This window comes from Altererythrobacter sp. GH1-8, assembly GCF_043702085.1.
Classification (GTDB): domain Bacteria; phylum Pseudomonadota; class Alphaproteobacteria; order Sphingomonadales; family Sphingomonadaceae; genus Erythrobacter.
In genome coordinates this window covers 800,752-818,046 of sequence record NZ_CP171690.1, presented here as the reverse complement: position 1 = coordinate 818,046, position 17,295 = coordinate 800,752, and the positions used below count along the sequence as shown (strand labels likewise).

The window sequence follows — 17,295 nt, the reverse complement described above, 5'->3', positions numbered from 1 at the left end:
AGTCCTGCAAGATTCATGGTGTGTTCCCATCAGGAGGACACCGCTGTGGCAAGCCGCGCGATCAATACCAAGAACAAGGCGCAAACCGATTGGCGGGCCGCGTTCCGTCGATCGATGCGCCGCGCCGCGCAGATAACCGGTGCAGGCGTGCTGTTTGCCGGGATGATTTTCCTCGCCCTGGCGCTTGTCAGCTACACTCAGACCGATCCCTCGGGTTCGACCGCGGCCTCAGCGGCGGGCATCCAGAACTGGATGGGCGCGAGCGGCGCATGGACCGCCGACAAGGTGCTGGGAGCTTTCGGCTTCAGCAGCATTCTCCTGCTCCCCTTGCTCTATATTGCAGCGCGGCGGTTGTGGCGTGATGTCGAGGATGAAGACGCGCCAGAAACGCGCTGGTGGACCCCCCTGTTCATGCTGCTGCTCGCCATGATGCTGATATCCAGCGTACTCGCGCTTGCTTTTGAAGGGATGCAGGGAAACCTCCCGGCGCAGACAGGCGGCATTTCCGGACTGCTCGGCGCTTCCGCAATTGAAGCCGTCGCCGCTCGCTTTGGCGAGACCTATCAGGGCTGGATTATCCTCGCCCTCGCCGTCCTGTGTCTCGCTGGCGGCATTGGACTGTTGACCCGAATATTCGCGATCGACTGGCGCATCCTGCTGACCTTGCCCGATTTTGTCGCACGTCTCTTGCCTGATGGCGATGATGGTAGGACTCTGAGCTTTGCCGATGATGACGATGCTCTTTCCCTCAAGTCGAAATCCCGCCGCGCCCGCAAGAAGGATGCCGAGGCCCGGCCCGAGCCTACCCCGCGCCGCGCGCCGGAGATCACTGACCCCACCGCGCCGCCGAAGCCTGCCAAAATGGCGAAGCCCAAACAGCGCGACATGTTCGCGACCTACGAGCTGCCGACACTCGATTTGCTCGCTGACCCGCCGGTGGACAAGGCGCCGAAGCTCGACAAAATGGCGCTGGAACGCAACGCACGCCTGCTCGAGAACGTGCTCGACGATTTTAATGTGAAGGGCGAAATCACGGCCGTCCGCACCGGCCCGGTCGTCACAATGTACGAGCTGGAACCGGCGCCCGGAATCAAGGCGAGCCGCGTTGTGGGCCTTGCCGAAGATATCGCGCGGAACATGTCCGCCATCTCTGCGCGTGTCTCGCCCATCCCGGGCAAGACCGTGATGGGCATCGAATTGCCCAATACCGACCGCCAGATGGTGTCTTACAAGGAACTGGCCGCATGCGAGGCATTCGCTTCGTCCAAAGGCATGCTGCCAATCATTCTGGGCAAGGATATCGCGGGCGAGCCGATCGTTGCCGACCTGGCCGCGATGCCGCACTTGCTCGTCGCAGGTACCACCGGCTCGGGCAAGTCAGTGGGGCTCAACGCTATCCTGCTGTCGTTGCTGTACCGCTTTACGCCAGCCGAATGCCGCCTGATCCTGATCGACCCTAAAGTGCTGGAACTGAAGTCTTATGACGATATCCCCCACTTGCTGAGCCCGGTCGTGACAGAGCCGCACAAGTCCGTGCGGGCGCTCAAATGGGCGGTCGAGGAAATGGAGCGGCGCTATCGCATGATGTCGTCGATCAATTCGCGCAATATTGCCGGATTCAATGACAAGATCCGCGCGGCCGCAGCGAAGGGCAAGCCATTGGGGCGGCGCGTATCGACCGGGTTTGATCCTGACACCGGCGAAGAACTCTACGAAGAAGAACAGCTCGATTACGAGCCACTGCCGATGATTGTGTTGATCGTCGACGAACTGGCAGACCTTATGGTCACTGTCGGCAAGGAAATCGAGGTTCTCATCCAGAGGCTTAGCCAGAAGTCGCGCGCCGCCGGAATCCACTTGATCATGGCGACACAGCGCCCTTCGGTTGATGTCATCACCGGCGTCATCAAAGCCAACCTGCCAACCCGTATCAGCTTCAAGGTTACCAGCCGGATCGACAGTCGCACGATCCTGGGCGAGCAGGGCGCAGAACAGCTGCTGGGGCGCGGCGACATGCTCTACAAGCCGAATACCGGCGCAATCGTGCGCGTCCACGGCCCGTTTGTGTCTGATGACGAGGTCGAGCGCGTTGCAGACTTCTGGCGCGCGCAGGGTAAGCCGGAATATGTCGATGCCGTTACTGAAGAGCCGGAAGATGGCGGAGGTTTCTCCTTTGAGGACGAGCTGACCGCCTCAGACAACCCGGAAGAGCGCAAATATCGTCAGGCTTGTCAGATTGTTATAGAGAACCAGAAGGCTTCCGGCTCATGGCTGCAGCGCCAGATGGGTGTCGGCTACAACACCGCAGCCAAGTGGATCGAGCGGATGGAAAGCGAAGGTCTGGTCGGCCCTGCGAACCATGTTGGTCGCCGCGAAATCTTCCGCGACCAGGACGGCAATCCGATCTAGCGCCCCGGTCCAACGCCACCGGCCAAATGTAACAGCGCCTCCGCATTCAGCATCGTAGTAAGTGCATATGCAGCTCTGGTGCGCCTAAAGCCCGGAAATCCGCGCTTATTGTGCCTTTTGCGTGGTTTAAGGTTAGGGTTAGGAATTTCTAAATCGTCTGCACGTATTCGTGCGGATGTGATGATTAAGGTAGTATTCCCCGGATGGATGCGAAGGGCGCTGCGCTGCGCTTTGGCCGCAGGCTTCGCAGCGCTTTTCGCCATGCCCGCCGCCGCTCAGCAGATCAGCACATGGTCGCTCAAGCCGGATGCTCGGGTTGAAGTGGGCGTTGTCAGCGCCCAGACTGCGACGCGCGACGAACAGATTGTCGTCAATGGCGACGCCTTCACGTTCCGCGGCCAGGTCGGCCTGAACCTCGAGGATGACAATACCCGCTTTCGAATAGAGGCAGATAGGATCGAGGTGGTTCGCCTCGGTGATGGTCGCCGTGACAGCAATCGCGACCGGATAACCGTCTCGGTTGAGCAAGAGCTCAATGATGATTGGGCAGTTGAGCTTCAGGGGCGTCATTACGATGATCTGGTCACAGCAGAGTCCAGCGACACGGACGAGCTGCATGGCGCTGTAACCGTCACCTACGAGCCGGTACGTGCCCACCGCTTCCGCGTGCAGGGCAGCTGGCGGGAGCGGGAATATGACAATGGCGCTGACCCGCAAACGCATGGGGATGGCCCGAGAATCGATGTCGATTATCGCCACCGGATCGGGCGCTACCACTACATCAATTTCGATCTGCGGACGGAATCGATCACATCGGATGATCCCGAGCGCGGTTACGACCGCCAATCCGCCAAGGTTGCCTATACGAAGCCGATTGCACCTGACGTAAGGGTCCGGCCTGCACTGGAGGTCATTGAAACGCGTTTTGACGGGCGCCTCACGCCCGAAGGAGGCCGCCGCAAGGATCGCCTGATCGTGCCTGAACTCGAACTGCATTGGTGGCCGGATCGTTGGCGCGTGGAGGCAGAGGCGAAATATATCTTCTCCGACAGCAACCTCGCGACACGCGAACGCGAAGGGTACCGCCTCACTTTGTCGGTGGGGTATGTTTTCTGATCTGATCAGGAAACTGAAACACATCCGGGAGCGCGCGACTCCACAAGTCAAGCGCCCCTTCTACATCGGTCTTGTCGTCGGGTTGATCCTGGCGATACTTGTCGTGCTCGGTTTCACGAACACTGGCAGCTTCTTCGCCCTGCCCTCATCCTTCGGGGGAACGGCGACTTCCTACGCGATCTGGGGCCTCAGGCCATCCAACCTTCTGATGGTGCTGCCCCTGGGCGCGTTCCTGGTGGTGCTGGTGCGCAGCTTTGTTGGTCTCAAGGCATTCGGCCTGTTCACGCCTATGCTGATCGCGCTGGCCTTCCTGCAGATCGGCCCGATCATGGGACCGATCGTGCTGGGGACGTCGATTCTTGTCGGCATGATTCTCGCGCCTGCCTTGCTCAAGCTGCGGATGACCCGCGTCGGCTTCCTTGGCGTTCTCATCTCGCTGATCGTTCTGGTGCTCGTCGCCTTGCAGATCATCCTCGATACAGAATTGCAGGTAGACGCCTTCCCCGTAGTTGTCTGCGCGCTATGCGTCGAACGCTGGTGGAAGCAATGGGAGAAGGACGGGCCGAAGGAAGCAGCACACATCGCCTTCAACACGCTGGTTATCGCAATTGTCATTCAGTTCGTCATGGTGTCGCATTTCGCGCTGATGCTGATCGAAGCCTCGCCGCTGCTCATGCCAGCCTTTACCGCGGTCGCAATCGCAGTGCTGGGGCGCTATCGCGGCCTGCGCATTACGGAGATCAAGCGCTTTGCGCCAATCTGGCTGGAGCGGCGCAGACTGGCGCGCGCAAACGAACAACTCGACCTCGATCTCGATCCGGATGATGGCCTGGCGGACGAGGAAGTCGAGGAGTTCCTTGCTGGCAAGAGCAGGATAGAAGCGGCCAAGGAACGCGCGCCTCCGCTCAAGGGCATGTGGGTCATCAATTCACCCGAGGATCTCAAATCGTCAGCACGAAGACGGGTTCCTCAACCGAGATATTACAGGCGGGCGCAGGATGCGGCCCGTCTCGACGCGTCAGCAAGGCCGATGAAGCACAATGCATGGATCATCCGCCGCGAGGAGGACGTCTAGAATGCGGATCGATATCCGAAAACTCGTCGCTGAGCAGCAGCTTGGACGTCAGGAGACCGTGGACATTGTCTCACGGGCCTATGAGGAAATGCGCCAGGCTGAGCACGTTCCAGATGCGCCCAAGGTTGAGCCCAAACCCGAACCCGAAGTCGACGCGAAGCGCAAGCGATTGCAGGTCCGCAGACCTTCACCTGCGGCCTCGCCGCCGTCGGCTAACGCGCTCGACGAGATTCTCGGCATCAATGCGCGCAATGCGCTGATCGCGAAGTACAATCCCCGCATTGCGATCGAGCGCGCGCGAGACAAGGTGGCGGCAAAGGTCGCGATGGAAGCTGCGGGGATCGCGTGCAGCGGCACGGTCGCCGTGATCGACGACCACCAGAAGCTAATGGCGTTCAAACCCTTGCGCGACATGCCCGATGCCTGGGCAATCAAGCCCGCTCGTGGTTCGCAGGGTGACGGTATCGTGCTCTCGGTGCGCCGGGACCGGGATGTCTGGTTTCGCGGCTCAGGCAAACCGATGGACGAAGACTTTGTCCTCAACCACATCCGCAAGATCGTGGATGGCGGCTTCTCAGGCGATTCCACAGCGGAGGATGCGGCCTTGATCGAGCCGCTGATCCGGGCTGACCCTGCGCTCGCTGACCTGGTTCCCGATGGGTTGCCCGACCTGCGCGTGATCTGCCTTAACGGACATCCACTGATGGCCATGGTGCGGCTGCCGACCAATGAATCGGACGGCAAGGCGAACCTGCACCAGCGCGCGATTGGTGCCGGAGTCTCGCTGGAGACCGGGTGCATCACGCGCGCGGTTGTGAAGGGCGAACCCATCACACATCACCCTGATACAGGCGTAAACCTGATCGGTTTCAAAATCCCGCATTGGAAGCTCGTGCTTGAACTGGCGGCCAGGTGCGGCCCGGCCGTGGGTCTCGGCTATTGCGGCGCGGATATCGTGCTCGACGTCAATGATGGCCCGCTGGTGATCGAAGTGAACGCGCATCCCGGCATCGAGATTCAGAATATCAACCAGCAGGGGCTGAGGGCCCGGATCGAAGCGACCGGTGAGGTCCTTAGATAAGGTCTACTCGGCATCCGCCAGTCGGAAAGGGGCGACCACTTCGGGCCGCACCCTTGCAAGCCGCTGGGTCTCTTTGTCGAGCATCGCCCAGGTCGTTCGGGCAGAGACAATCACCTTGCCGCCCGCAGCGCGAAAATCCACCCTGCGATCGGACTTCGCGCCTTTGGGCGAACCGTCGATCCAGGTTTCGCCCGTCACGCTCTCCCCTGCGGAGATATTGCCGCGATAGTCGATCTCGTGCCGGACCACGACCCAGAAGAAGTGTGCATGGTCCTCCGGCCTCGCCGCAGCGTCCCAATGCGCAGTGGCGAGGTCCTGGATCCATTGCACCCAGACCGCATTGTTGACGTGGCCAAGCTCGTCGATGTGCGCCGGTTCAGCGGCAAAGGTACGGGTAAAAAGCGAGGTCACTCGCCGCTCTTTTCGCCCATCATCCCCATCTGCCAGAGGAAGAAGGTGAATTCCTCCGCAGTCTCATAGAGCGAGTTCCACCGGCCTGACTTGCCGCCATGCCCTGCACCCATATTGGTCTTCAGCAGCAGCACATTATCGTCGGTCTTCACATCGCGCAGCTTCGCAACCCATTTGGCCGGCTCCCAATAGGTCACACGCGGATCGTTGAGACCTGCTGTCACCAGCAGCGGCGGATATTCCTGCGCGCTCACCTGGTCATAGGGCGAGTAGCTGAGGATATAGGCGAAGGCTTGCTTCGACTTGATCGGATTGCCCCATTCATTCCATTCGCCGGGCGTCAGCGGCAGGCTCTCATCGAGCATTGTGTTGAGCACATCGACAAACGGTACATGGGCTGCGACTGCACCAAACAGCTTGGGGTCCTGGTTGATCACCGCGCCCATCAACTCGCCGCCGGCGGAACCGCCCGAGGCGGTCACCTTGCCTTCAGCGGTGTAGCCGAGCTTGACCAGCCCGCGCCCGACATCGACAAAGTCGTTGAAGGTGTTGGTCCGCTCATTCATCTTGCCTTGCAGATACCAGCGCCGACCAAGGTCGTCGCCGCCGCGGATATGTGCGATGGCATAGGCGAAGCCGCGATCAACAAGCGAGAGCCGCGTGGTCGAAAAGCCTGGCGGGATTGCATAGCCATACGCGCCATAGGCATAGAGGTGGAGCGGGCCGCCCATCTGACGATCCTTGCGGTAGACAATGCTGACGGGGACCATGGTTCCGTCACGCGCTTCGATCTCCAGGCGCTCGGTCGTATAGAGCGAAGCATCATAGCCGCTCGGGATTTCCTGCTGCTTGAGGAGTTCGAGCGCGCCGCTCTTCACGTCGTAATCATAGACTGAATCCGGTGTGACCATGCTCTCATAGGCGAGCCGCAGCTTGCTGACGTCGTATTCAGGATTGTTGTAAAGCCCTGCGTCATAGCTGGCCTCGGGGAAAGCGATCGGCTTAGCCTCAAGCGGCGCGTCGTAGGTGCGGATCTGGACCTGGTCCAAGCCGTTGAGTCGTCCTTCTGTCACGAAGAAGTCCTTGAACAGCTCGAAGCCGGTCAAGTAGAATTCGTCGGACCCTTCGAGGACGGTTTCCCACTCGCCCGGATTGGCAAGCGATGCCTTGGCCAGCCGGAAATTGATGTGATTGTCATTTGTCCAGATGAACAGTTCATCCCCGCGCACATCGACCGAGTATTCACGGCCCTTCTGGCGCGGGCTGACAAGGATCTGCTCGCCGGTCGGGTCATCGGTGCGTACCAAGCGCACTTCGCTGGTCTCGCTGTCGCCAGCAGCAATGATGAGCCAGTCATCCTGCGCTGAAAGGCCTGAACCAACACCGAAGCTGATGTCCCTTTCCTTGTAGATCTCGATGTCTTCGTCAGCCGAAGAGCCAACCTTGTGCAGACGGACATTGTCGACCCGCCAGTTCGCATTGGCCTTGCCATAAGCGATCATGGTGTCATTCGCGACCCAGTGCAGACCTGAGAGGGTTTCCGGGATCACGTCGTCGAGCAGGTCGCCGGTCTCGAGGTCCTTGATCCGTGCGGTAAAACGTTCCGAACCGTTGTCGTCGATTGAATAGGCGAGATAGCGGCCACTATCGCTGACGGACATTGCGCCAAGGCGGAAATATTCGAGGCCATCGGCCAGCTCGTTCTCGTCGAGCATCAGCTGGGGCTCTCCGCCTGCGACCGGCCTGCGGTAATGCTTGCGGTATTGCGCACCTTCCTCGAACTCGCTCCAGTAGAGGTAATCACCGTCCTTCTGCGGAACCGAGCTGTCATCTTCCTTGATCCTCGCGCGCATCTCCGCGAACAAGGCTTCCGTCATCTGCTTGTGCGGCTCCATCGCCGCTTCGAACCAGGCATTTTCCGCCCTCAGGTAATCCAGCACATCCTCGTCATCGACCGTCGGATAGGACTGGTCCTTGAGCCAGTGGTAGGGATCGGAAATGGTGATACCGTGATGGGTGTAGGAGTGTTCGCGCTTTTCCGCGATGGGAGGAGCTGCAGGGGCCTTTTGGCTCACAGTCGTTTTGTCCTTCTGGTCATTTGCGGCCGCTGGTGCTGCAGGCATGGCTGCAAGGCAAAGGGCAAGGGAGAGGAAAGTCAGATTGACGGGTTTCATATCATGGATCCTGATCGGAAATGACTGCCGCCTCACTGGAAACGTGGAAGCAAGCAGCTTATGATGGCTCTCATAACGAAACACTATCGCCGAGCAAGAGATAGCGCGGCAAGCAAGGAATCGACCAGATGTTGATGCACACCCATGAAGCGCGCCTGGACGCGTTGCGCAAGGAATTGAAGCGGCAGGAGCTTGATGGTTTTGTCGTTCCAATCAGTGACGAACATGTCAGCGAATATGTCGGTGCCTACGCGCAAAGGTTGGCATGGCTGACGGGATTCGGGGGAAGCGCAGGCAGCGCGGTTGTGCTTGCTGATAAGGCCGCGATGTTTGTCGACGGACGCTACACCGTACAGGTGCGCGAGCAAGTCGATGGCAATCTCTTCAACTATTGCTCCATTCCCAAGGAAACGATCGGTGGCTGGCTTGCGGCAAATGCAGGCGAAGGCGCGCGCATTGGCTACGATCCGTGGCTCCACACCCGCAAATGGGTGGATGCGGTAGAAAAACAGCTGGGCAAGTCTGGCGTCACGCTGGTGCCCGCCGCCAGCAATCCAATCGACGCCGTGTGGCAGGACCGACCGGAACCCTCTGACGCGGTAGCCGTCGTCCATACCCAAGACCATGCCGGGCGCTCATCAGCTGAAAAGCGGGCTGAAATCGCGGACGCGCTGAAGGCCGCCGGGAATGATGCTGCGGTGGTCTCCGCTCTTGATTCGATCGCATGGCTGCTCAACATTCGGGGTTCGGATGTCGATCACACGCCGGTCGCCCTATCCTATGTGATCGCACGAGATGACGGGACCGCAGATCTGTTCATCGCGCCTGAAAAGGTCACGCCTGAGCTTGCCCAGCATCTCGGCAATGCAGTGACTATCCGTGAACGTGACGCCTTTTCTGAAGCGCTCAGCGAACTTTCCGGCAAGCGTGTTTCGGTCGATCCCGATTACGGCGTCGCTGCCATTGCTCAGTTGCTCGAAGAAGCAGGCGCTCAAGTCAGCTTCAACCGCTGCCCCACGATCCTGCCCAAGGCGATCAAGAACCCGGTCGAGCAGCAAGGGCATCGCGATGCGCAAGCGCGCGATGGCGCGGCAGTCACGCGCTTTCTCCGCTGGCTGAGCCGCGAAGGCCCATCGGGCATGGTCGACGAACTCACCGCTGCCGCCAAGCTGAGAGCGTTCCGCGAAGAGCATGGCGATTTGCGCGACCTTTCCTTCGATACCATCTCCGCCGCTGGGCCGCACGCTGCCTTGCCGCATTACCGGGTCGATGAAGACAGCAACATTCCGATCCCGCCATCGAGCATCTACCTGGTCGATTCAGGCGGACAATATCCTGACGGGACCACCGACATCACGCGCACCGTATGGATCGGACCGGGAGAGCCCACAAAAGAAATGACCGACCGCAACACGCGTGTACTCAAGGGGCATATCGCGATTGCACAAGCGGTCTTCCCGAGCGGGACAGCTGGCAGCCAGCTCGATAGCTTTGCGCGGCAGTTCCTGTGGTCTGCAGGCGTCGATTTTGCCCATGGCACTGGCCATGGCGTGGGCAGCTTCCTGTCCGTGCATGAAGGGCCTCAGCGCATTTCCAAGGCGGCTGGCGGACAGGCAGGCACTGATCAGGAGCTGATGGCGGGGATGATCCTTTCGAACGAGCCCGGCTATTACAAGCAAGGCCATTTCGGCATTCGGATCGAGAACCTGATCCTGACGGAAAAGCGTGAGATCGAAGGGGCGGAAGGCGACTATTTCGGCTTCGAAACGCTCACCTTCGTGCCGCTCGACCGCCGCTTGATCGATCGCGATTTGCTGACTCCGACCGAAATCGCATGGGTCGACAGCTATCATGCCGAAGTGCGTAAATTGCTCGCGCCGCGGCTTTCCGGGGAAGACCTGGCCTGGCTTGAACAGGAATGCGCTCCGCTCTGATCCCGCTTGTAAGTACATTTGTGTTCACGTAATGTTCCTGCCCAACACGAGTCGGAAAGGAGAGATACGATGATCGGATATGTAACCCTGGGAACTAATGATCTGCCGCGTGCGGCAGCGTTCTATGATGCCATCGCGAAGGAATTCGGTGTCGGGCGCATGATGGATTTCGGCACGTTCATTGCCTGGGGCGAGCTGGGCGGCGCGCCGGGCATTGCTGCGACCAAGCCGTTCGATGAAAAGCCTGCCACAGTCGGCAATGGCACCATGGTCGCCTTGCAAGTCGAAACGCCAGAGCAAGTGCACAAGGTCTATGACGTGGCCATCGCGCACGGCGGCTCCGACGAAGGCGCGCCCGGCCCGCGCGGCGATGACGGGTTTTATGCAGGCTATTTCCGCGATCCGGACGGCAACAAGCTCAACGTCTTCTGTATGACCGCAGCGGGTTGAGCCTCGCCTCTCTTGCGCAGGAATGAACCTCCCTCCGCATCTGATACAACTTGCGACAAATTTGCCTCGCGCAGGGATATTCCTGCGACAGTCGGGGCTTAGAACATGTCTCCAAGAGCAGCGGCACCGATCCAGAAATCCTCCTTGATCTCCCTCCCTCCGACGGGTCTGGTGCTGCTGCTCCCCGAACTATCCACCAGGAGCTTGAGACATGACGAAATTGACCCTCACCCTTTCTGCCGCAGCGCTGGCGCTGGCAGGCGCGTCGATTGCCACTGCACACAACCACGGCGGCAAGCACAATCCTGATCTCGATGGTGACGGCGTAGTGACGCTGGATGAAGCGAGCGCGCATGGCGCGCAGATGTTCGAGCGCATGGACGCCAATGGCGACGGTGTGCTTGATGCTGCCGATCGCGCAGAACATCAGGCACAGCGCTTCGCAAAAATGGATGCGAATGGCGACGGTGAAGTGACGCAAGCAGAAATGCAGGCAGCCCGTGACGCGCGCAAAGACAAGCTGGCAGAGCGCCGTGAAGGACGCGGCGACGCCATGTTCGCCCGGCTCGACACCGATGGCAGCGGAGGCATCTCTCAAGAAGAATTTGCTGCAGCTCGCGAAGCGCGCGGCGAACGGGGCAGCATGGGCATGCGCGGCAAGGCTGGCGGGCGGAGCGGGGCGATGGCGATGATGGCACGCGCGGACACCGATGGCGACCGGGCCGTAAGTCGTGCTGAATTCGATGCTGCGGTCGAAGCCCGTTTTGCTCGCGCCGACACCGATGGCTCCGGCACGATCACCGCTGAAGAGCGCGAAGCCGCGAAGGAAGCGCGCAAGGAACGCAAAGGTGAGCGCCGGATGGAGCGTCGCGGAAGCAACTGAACGCGGGGCTGATCACAACCCTCGGATCAGCCTTTTGCGATCAGCCGGTCGGGGTTCGGGCACCCTCTCTGCTTGAGCCCCGCTTGGCAATGCGGCAAGACATGCAACCATGAGTGACACAAGCTCCGATACCATCCTGCTTGTCGATGACGAGGCGAGCCTGCGCGAGCCGCTCGCTGAGTATCTTTCTGGCCAAGGCTTTACCGTGCACGAAGCAGAAAGCGCGGCGAAGGCGCGTAGCCTTCTGCTGCAACTCAAGCCCGACCTTGTCCTTGCGGACATCATGATGCCGGGTGAAGATGGGCTTTCCTTGACCCGGCACCTTGTCGAAACGCGCGACTTGCCGGTTATCCTGCTGACCGCGCGCGGTGAAGCGACTGACAGGATCGTCGGGCTCGAAGTGGGCGCGGATGATTATGTCGTCAAGCCGTTCGAGCCGCGCGAGCTGGTCGCCCGAATCCGCAGCGTCTTGAGGCGCGCACGGCGCGGCGGCAAGGCGCAGAACGCGATCGAAGACAATGCCCATTACCTGTTCGATGGTTGGCGCCTCGACCCCTTCAAGCAGCAGCTGACCGATCCGGACGAGGTCGCAGTGCCCATTTCAACCGCCGAATTTCGTATGCTGCGCGCTTTCCTTGACAATGCCAACAAGGTGCTTGACCGCGACCGCCTTCTCGACATGGTGCAGGGCCGCGAGGCGCATTTGTTCGACCGCGCGGTCGACAACCAGATCAGTCGCCTGCGCCGCAAGATCGAGGCCGACACGCGCAACCCGCAGCTGATCCTGACAGTGCGCGGCGGTGGGTACCGCTTTGCGGCTGACGTACGGCGCGTCGCACCCGATACCTTCGCATGAGCCGATTGCTGCCCAAAAGCCTGCTTGGCCAGGTCATGCTGGTACTCGCCATCGCCTTGCTGCTGGCGCAGGTCATTTCCGCGGCATTGCTGTTCCGCGCCGCCGAGCAGCGCCGCGAAGAAGCAGTGATCAACGCGATAGCGCTGCGCGTGGTAATCGCGCGCGAAACGCCGCGAGCTGAACGGATTCGACTGCGCGGTGAAGCACGCCGGGCAGGTCGCGCATTGTTCAATGACGGCGGCCGTTTGCGCTTACCTATCGAGCGACGGATAGATGCCCCCGCAATAGCTCGAGACGATCGCATTAATCGATACGAGGTGCGCTTGCGCGAACTTCTCGAAGCTCAGGGGATCAATGCAGGGAACCTGGCAGTGACCCGCAAGCGGGCCGGTGACGATCTTTTTGTCCGCGAACGCGTGGAGCGTTTTCCGCGGATCGCACAGCCTGGATGGGAACGGCGCAGGCTCGTCATCGCAGCGATTGAGCGCCCTGAATTCGGGCGCTGGCAGGTTGTCCGCGTGCCTGAACCGGAGCGCGATCGCGGGGTTCTGGGCGGCATCCTGGTGCAGACACTGGTCATCTTCGCGGTGCTTTTTGCGGCGATGTTCTTTGCCTTGCGCAGGCTTACAAGGCCGCTTGCGCAGCTCACGTCGCGCCTGACCGACTTCGCACAGCGACCGGGTGAAACCGTGTTGATCGAGGAAACCGGCCCGGCCGACATGCGCCGCCTCATTGCTGCTCATAACGCGATGGAAACGCGTATCGCCGCTCTGCTGGACGAAAAAGACGTCATGCTCGGCGCGATCGGTCATGATCTCAAGACTCCGCTTGCTGCCTTGCGCGTGCGGATCGAGAACGTGCCTGACGATGCGCAGCGTGCGCGGATGGCAGACAGCATTGAGGAGCTTACTTCCTCGCTCGACGACATCCTCAACCTCGCCCGGGTTGGCCGCGCAACCGAACCCGCTGAACGGACCGACTGCACCGCGCTCGCCGCATCGCTGGTCGAGGAGTATGAAGACATGGGCGAGCCTGTCTCCATGGTCGATGGCGCGCGCGTGGTCGCTGCGGTGCGCGTCACCTGGCTGAGGCGCGCCTTGCGCAACCTCATCGGCAATGCGGTGCGCTATGGCGGGTCTGCACAAGTCAGCGTGGCTGAAGAAGACGGGAAGGCTGTCTTCAGGATCGAGGATGATGGACCCGGCATTGACGAGGAGCGCATCGAAGGCCTGCTCAAACCCTTCGCGCGCGGCGAGACCAGCCGAAACCGAGCCACTGGAGGCGCAGGCCTCGGCCTGACGCTCGCTCGCGCTGTGGCAGAGTTGCACGGCGGAACGCTGACGCTCGCCAACCGCGAGACCGGCGGCCTAAGCGCTGAGCTACGCTTGCCGCTTTGATGCAGATTTGATCCGATCCGCCAGCGCGCTGATCGACTTTAACGCATCAGGCTGCCGAGCACGTTGCGGACAAACGCATTCGCACCCGTGCGCACGGGATCTGCGCTCGACTTCCTGCCGAGTGCCGCCGCCACGCCGATCGAGACCATTGAGCCGGCAGCCGCCTTGATCCCTGCCTTGCCCGCCTTCTCCCACCAGCTGGCGGTCGTTCGGCTACGCTTGCTGACTTCCTCTTCGCCCTTTTCAGCGACTTCTTGCGCAGTTGCGGCAGCATCAGCCGCTTTTTGCGCAAGCACTTCTTCCGCGCTCTCGCGGTCAACCGCCGTGTCGTACTTGCCTTCGACCGGGCTGATCGACTGAATGATCGCCCGCTCCTTTGCGGTGACCGGACCGAGCCGTGAGCGCGGCGGCTTGATCAGCGTGCGCTGGACGATGGTTGGCGCGCCGTCATCGTCGAGCGTCGAAACCAGCGCTTCGCCGACCTTCAATTCCGTAATCGCTTCCTCGACATCGAGATCCGGATTGATGCGGAATGTCTCAGCCGCAGCCTTGATCGCGCGCTGATCACGCGGCGTGAAGGCGCGCAGAGCATGCTGCACCCGGTTACCAAGCTGGCCTGCGACTTCTTCAGGAATGTCGATCGGGTTCTGTGTCACGAAATAGACGCCGACTCCTTTGGAGCGGATCAGGCGCACGACCTGCTGGATCTTTTCTTCCAGCGCCTTGGGCGCATCATCGAACAGCAGGTGGGCTTCATCGAAAAAGAACACCAGCTTCGGCTTTTCCGGATCGCCCACTTCAGGCAGGCTTTCAAACAGTTCTGCGAGCAACCACAAGAGGAACGTCGCATAGAGCTTCGGACTGCGCATCAGCTTGTCCGCTGCGAGCACGTTAATGTTGCCGCGGCCTTGCTCGTCCACTTTCAGGAAATCGTCGATTTCCAGCGCAGGCTCACCAAAGAACATATCCGCACCTTGCGATTCGAAGCTCAAAAGCTGGCGCTGGATCGCGCCGACCGATTGCTTTGAAACATTGCCGTACTTGCCGGAAAGCTCGCTCGCGTTTTCCGCCGCCCAGGCAAGCACCGCTTGCAGATCACCGAAATCAAGCAGCAGCAAGCCGTTCTCATCGGCATGGCGGAAGACAATTTGCAACACGCCTTCTTGCGTGTCGTTAAGGTCGAGCAGGCGCGATAGCAACAGCGGGCCCATTTCAGAGACCGTCGTGCGGATCGGATGGCCTTGCTCCCCATAAAGGTCCCAGAACACGACCGGGTTATCCGAATAGGCATAATCGTCCATGCCCAGTTCCTTCGCGCGGCTTTCCAGCTTGTCGGCGTGCTTGAAGGTGGGCGAGCCGGGCATCGCAACGCCGGAAAGGTCACCTTTCACGTCGGCGACGAATACCGGTACGCCCGCGGCAGAAAAGCTTTCCGCCATGCCTTGCAGCGTCACGGTCTTGCCGGTGCCGGTTGCCCCTGCAACCAGACCGTGCCGGTTGGCCCGGCCAAGATCGAGATATTGCTTCTCGCCATTGCTGGCGAGTCCGAGGAAAATCTGGCTCATGGGTGTATTTGTCTCCGCCCTTCAGTCGTTTCCGCCGTAGTGAAACAACGGGGGGCGTGCGGTCAAGTTCTCGACTTGTCGCGCGAAGTGGCTAAGGCAGAATGCGATGGGTCAGAAATCGCCATTCCTCCTGCTTGATGATGCGCGTGCGAGCGGCGCTGCTCCGGCGCAGCTGTTTGCGAACCCGCGCGAAGTGTTCACTGCTTATCGCGCAGAGCATGTTGAAACCGTGCTTGCCTGTGCTGAACGAGCACACAAGGAGCTTGGCGGAACGCTGGCAGGCTATATCGCCTATGAAGCGGGCCTGGCGCTCGAACCGAAGCTGGCAAGACTGGCAGATGAACGTTCGGGCGCAGATGGCCCCCTGGTCTGGCTCGGCCTGTTCGATGCGCCTGAGATCATAGCAGCGGATCAGGTTCCACAATGGCTGGAACAGAGTGGCGGCAGCGGGACGGCCAGCATCGGTCCACTCGTGCCACAGCTCTCCACTGGTGGATATGAAGCAGGCTTTGTCGCGCTTCAGGACGCGATCCGCGCAGGCGACATCTACCAGGTCAATTACACCTACCGCCTCGCCGGTTCCTATCGCGGCGATCCAATCGCACTCTATGCCGCGCTGCGCCCTGCAGCGCAGGCGGGCTACGGCGGAGTGCTGTTCGATGGCTCGCATTATCTGCTCAGCCTTTCGCCCGAGCTGTTCGTTTCGTTGCAAGTCGGTGCCGCACGGGTCAAGCCGATGAAAGGAACGCGGCCGCGCGGGCGCGACGCGGCAGAGGATTCAGCGCTGGCTGAGGACCTCGCATCGTCCGAGAAGGACAAGGCCGAAAATCTCATGATCGTCGATTTGATGCGCAACGATCTCAGCCGGGTGGCCGAGGCAGGCAGTGTGCACGTCGATGCACCGTTTGCCATCGAGAGCTATCCCACCGTCCATCAGATGGTCTCAACCGTCAGCGCGAAGCTTGCCCCGGGCAAGGGGGCGATGGACCTTGTCCGCGCACTGTTCCCCTGTGGCTCGATCACCGGCGCGCCGAAGATCAGAGCAATGGAACTGATCGCACAGCACGAAAGTGCAGCGCGCGGGCCCTATTGCGGTGCGCTGGGCCGGATTGATGCCAATGGAGATGCCGCGTTCAACGTTGCAATCCGGACCTTGCGCCTGACCCCGATCGAGAACGCACAAGGCTCCGCCGTATTGGGAGTCGGATCTGCTATCGTCGCGGATAGCGAGGCGCTGGCCGAGCGCCGCGAGAGCGAAGTCAAAGCCGGGTTTGCTCGGCGATCCTCGCCAGAGCATCGCGCAGCGCAGTTTGACCTGATCGAGACCATGCGGTTTGATCCGGAAACCGGCATCGAACTGCTCGAACTGCATCTCGAGCGCATGAAGGCAAGCGCCGAGGTGCTGGGCTTTGCGTTTGACCGCCATGCGGCGCGCAACCAGATTCAGGCGCTTTGCTTCGATCTCGAAACGCCGCGCAAAATCCGCCTACTGGGCTCGCGCCGAGGCGAGATCGCGCTTGAAGCGGCACCAATGCCACAGGCAACCAGTGAACCTGTCACCGTGATTGCCCTGCCGCTGCCAGTCGAACCTGGGGACTGGCGATTGCGTCACAAGACAACCGACCGTGCATTCTATGAGGAGGCGCTCGCAGTGGCGCAGCATGAAGGCGCATCTGAAGCGATCCTCGTGCGTGATGACGGGCTTGTCACAGAAGGAAGCTACACCAATATATTTGTGCGCGCTGATGATGGCGCGCTGCTGACTCCACCTGCCGGGCTGGGCCTGCTGCCAGGCGTCTTGCGGCGCTCGCTCATCGAAAGCGGCAAGGCGCGCGAGGCCGATTTGACGCTCGATGATCTCGCGGGCGGTTTCTGGCTAGGCAATGCGGTTCGCGGGCTGTTCAGGGCTGAATTGATCTGAAAGAATGCCGTTCGGGCTGAGCT

Annotated in this window: 13 protein-coding genes; 10 read left to right on the top strand and 3 right to left on the bottom strand. The window is 60.8% G+C overall.

Features of this window, described 5'->3' with window-relative positions:
- Window positions 1-45: 45 nt before the first annotated feature.
- The 4 genes from ACG9DO_RS04020 to ACG9DO_RS04005 all read left to right on the top strand — a co-directional run bounded on the left by ACG9DO_RS04020 (window position 46) and on the right by ACG9DO_RS04005 (window position 5,681).
- Window positions 46-2,409: a DNA translocase FtsK gene (locus ACG9DO_RS04020; RefSeq protein WP_394730440.1), complete on the top strand. Its 2,364-nt coding sequence runs from the start codon at window positions 46-48 to the stop codon at window positions 2,407-2,409.
- 180 nt (window positions 2,410-2,589) lie between these two features.
- The gene (locus ACG9DO_RS04015) at window positions 2,590-3,525 is read left to right on the top strand and encodes a hypothetical protein (protein WP_394730439.1); all 936 of its coding nucleotides are present in this window, start codon (window positions 2,590-2,592) and stop codon (window positions 3,523-3,525) included.
- Window positions 3,515-4,600: a 7TM domain-containing protein gene (locus tag ACG9DO_RS04010; RefSeq protein WP_394730438.1), complete on the top strand. Its 1,086-nt coding sequence runs from the start codon at window positions 3,515-3,517 to the stop codon at window positions 4,598-4,600. Before ACG9DO_RS04015 ends, ACG9DO_RS04010 begins: the two co-directional genes overlap by 11 nt.
- A 1-nt stretch (window position 4,601) precedes the next feature.
- Window positions 4,602-5,681, top strand: coding sequence for a sugar-transfer associated ATP-grasp domain-containing protein (locus ACG9DO_RS04005; RefSeq protein ID WP_394730437.1), 1,080 nt, complete (start codon window positions 4,602-4,604; stop codon window positions 5,679-5,681).
- Between the two features lie 3 nt (window positions 5,682-5,684).
- Here ACG9DO_RS04005 and ACG9DO_RS04000 read toward each other — a convergent pair whose 3' ends face one another.
- Together ACG9DO_RS04000 and ACG9DO_RS03995 are read right to left on the bottom strand one after the other, a co-directional pair.
- Window positions 5,685-6,092: an acyl-CoA thioesterase gene (locus ACG9DO_RS04000; RefSeq protein ID WP_394730436.1), complete on the bottom strand. Its 408-nt coding sequence runs from the start codon at window positions 6,090-6,092 to the stop codon at window positions 5,685-5,687.
- Entirely contained in the window at window positions 6,089-8,266 is a 2,178-nt protein-coding gene (locus ACG9DO_RS03995) for a S9 family peptidase (protein WP_394730435.1), read from the bottom strand. Before ACG9DO_RS03995 ends, ACG9DO_RS04000 begins: the two co-directional genes overlap by 4 nt.
- 128 nt (window positions 8,267-8,394) lie before the next feature.
- Here ACG9DO_RS03995 and ACG9DO_RS03990 point away from each other — a divergent pair, with 128 nt between their 5' ends.
- From ACG9DO_RS03990 to ACG9DO_RS03970, 5 genes are all read left to right on the top strand, one after another.
- Window positions 8,395-10,200: an aminopeptidase P family protein gene (locus ACG9DO_RS03990; RefSeq protein ID WP_394730434.1), complete on the top strand. Its 1,806-nt coding sequence runs from the start codon at window positions 8,395-8,397 to the stop codon at window positions 10,198-10,200.
- 69 nt (window positions 10,201-10,269) lie between these two features.
- Window positions 10,270-10,650, top strand: coding sequence for a VOC family protein (locus ACG9DO_RS03985; protein ID WP_394730433.1), 381 nt, complete (start codon window positions 10,270-10,272; stop codon window positions 10,648-10,650).
- A 211-nt stretch (window positions 10,651-10,861) separates the two neighbouring features.
- Window positions 10,862-11,533, top strand: coding sequence for an EF-hand domain-containing protein (locus ACG9DO_RS03980; protein WP_394730432.1), 672 nt, complete (start codon window positions 10,862-10,864; stop codon window positions 11,531-11,533).
- A 109-nt stretch (window positions 11,534-11,642) separates the two neighbouring features.
- A complete protein-coding gene (locus ACG9DO_RS03975; protein WP_394730431.1) occupies window positions 11,643-12,389 on the top strand; it encodes a response regulator in 747 nt (248 codons plus the stop codon).
- Window positions 12,386-13,786, top strand: a complete 1,401-nt coding sequence (locus tag ACG9DO_RS03970) for a sensor histidine kinase (protein WP_394730430.1) — start codon at window positions 12,386-12,388, stop codon at window positions 13,784-13,786. Before ACG9DO_RS03975 ends, ACG9DO_RS03970 begins: the two co-directional genes overlap by 4 nt.
- Before the next feature lie 38 nt (window positions 13,787-13,824).
- Here the strand turns inward: ACG9DO_RS03970 and ACG9DO_RS03965 are convergent, their stop codons facing one another.
- Window positions 13,825-15,351: a helicase HerA-like domain-containing protein gene (locus ACG9DO_RS03965; RefSeq protein ID WP_394730429.1), complete on the bottom strand. Its 1,527-nt coding sequence runs from the start codon at window positions 15,349-15,351 to the stop codon at window positions 13,825-13,827.
- Between the two features lie 106 nt (window positions 15,352-15,457).
- Here ACG9DO_RS03965 and pabB point away from each other — a divergent pair, with 106 nt between their 5' ends.
- A complete protein-coding gene (pabB, locus tag ACG9DO_RS03960) occupies window positions 15,458-17,272 on the top strand; it encodes an aminodeoxychorismate synthase component I (RefSeq protein ID WP_394730428.1) in 1,815 nt (604 codons plus the stop codon).
- Window positions 17,273-17,295: the final 23 nt, after the last annotated feature.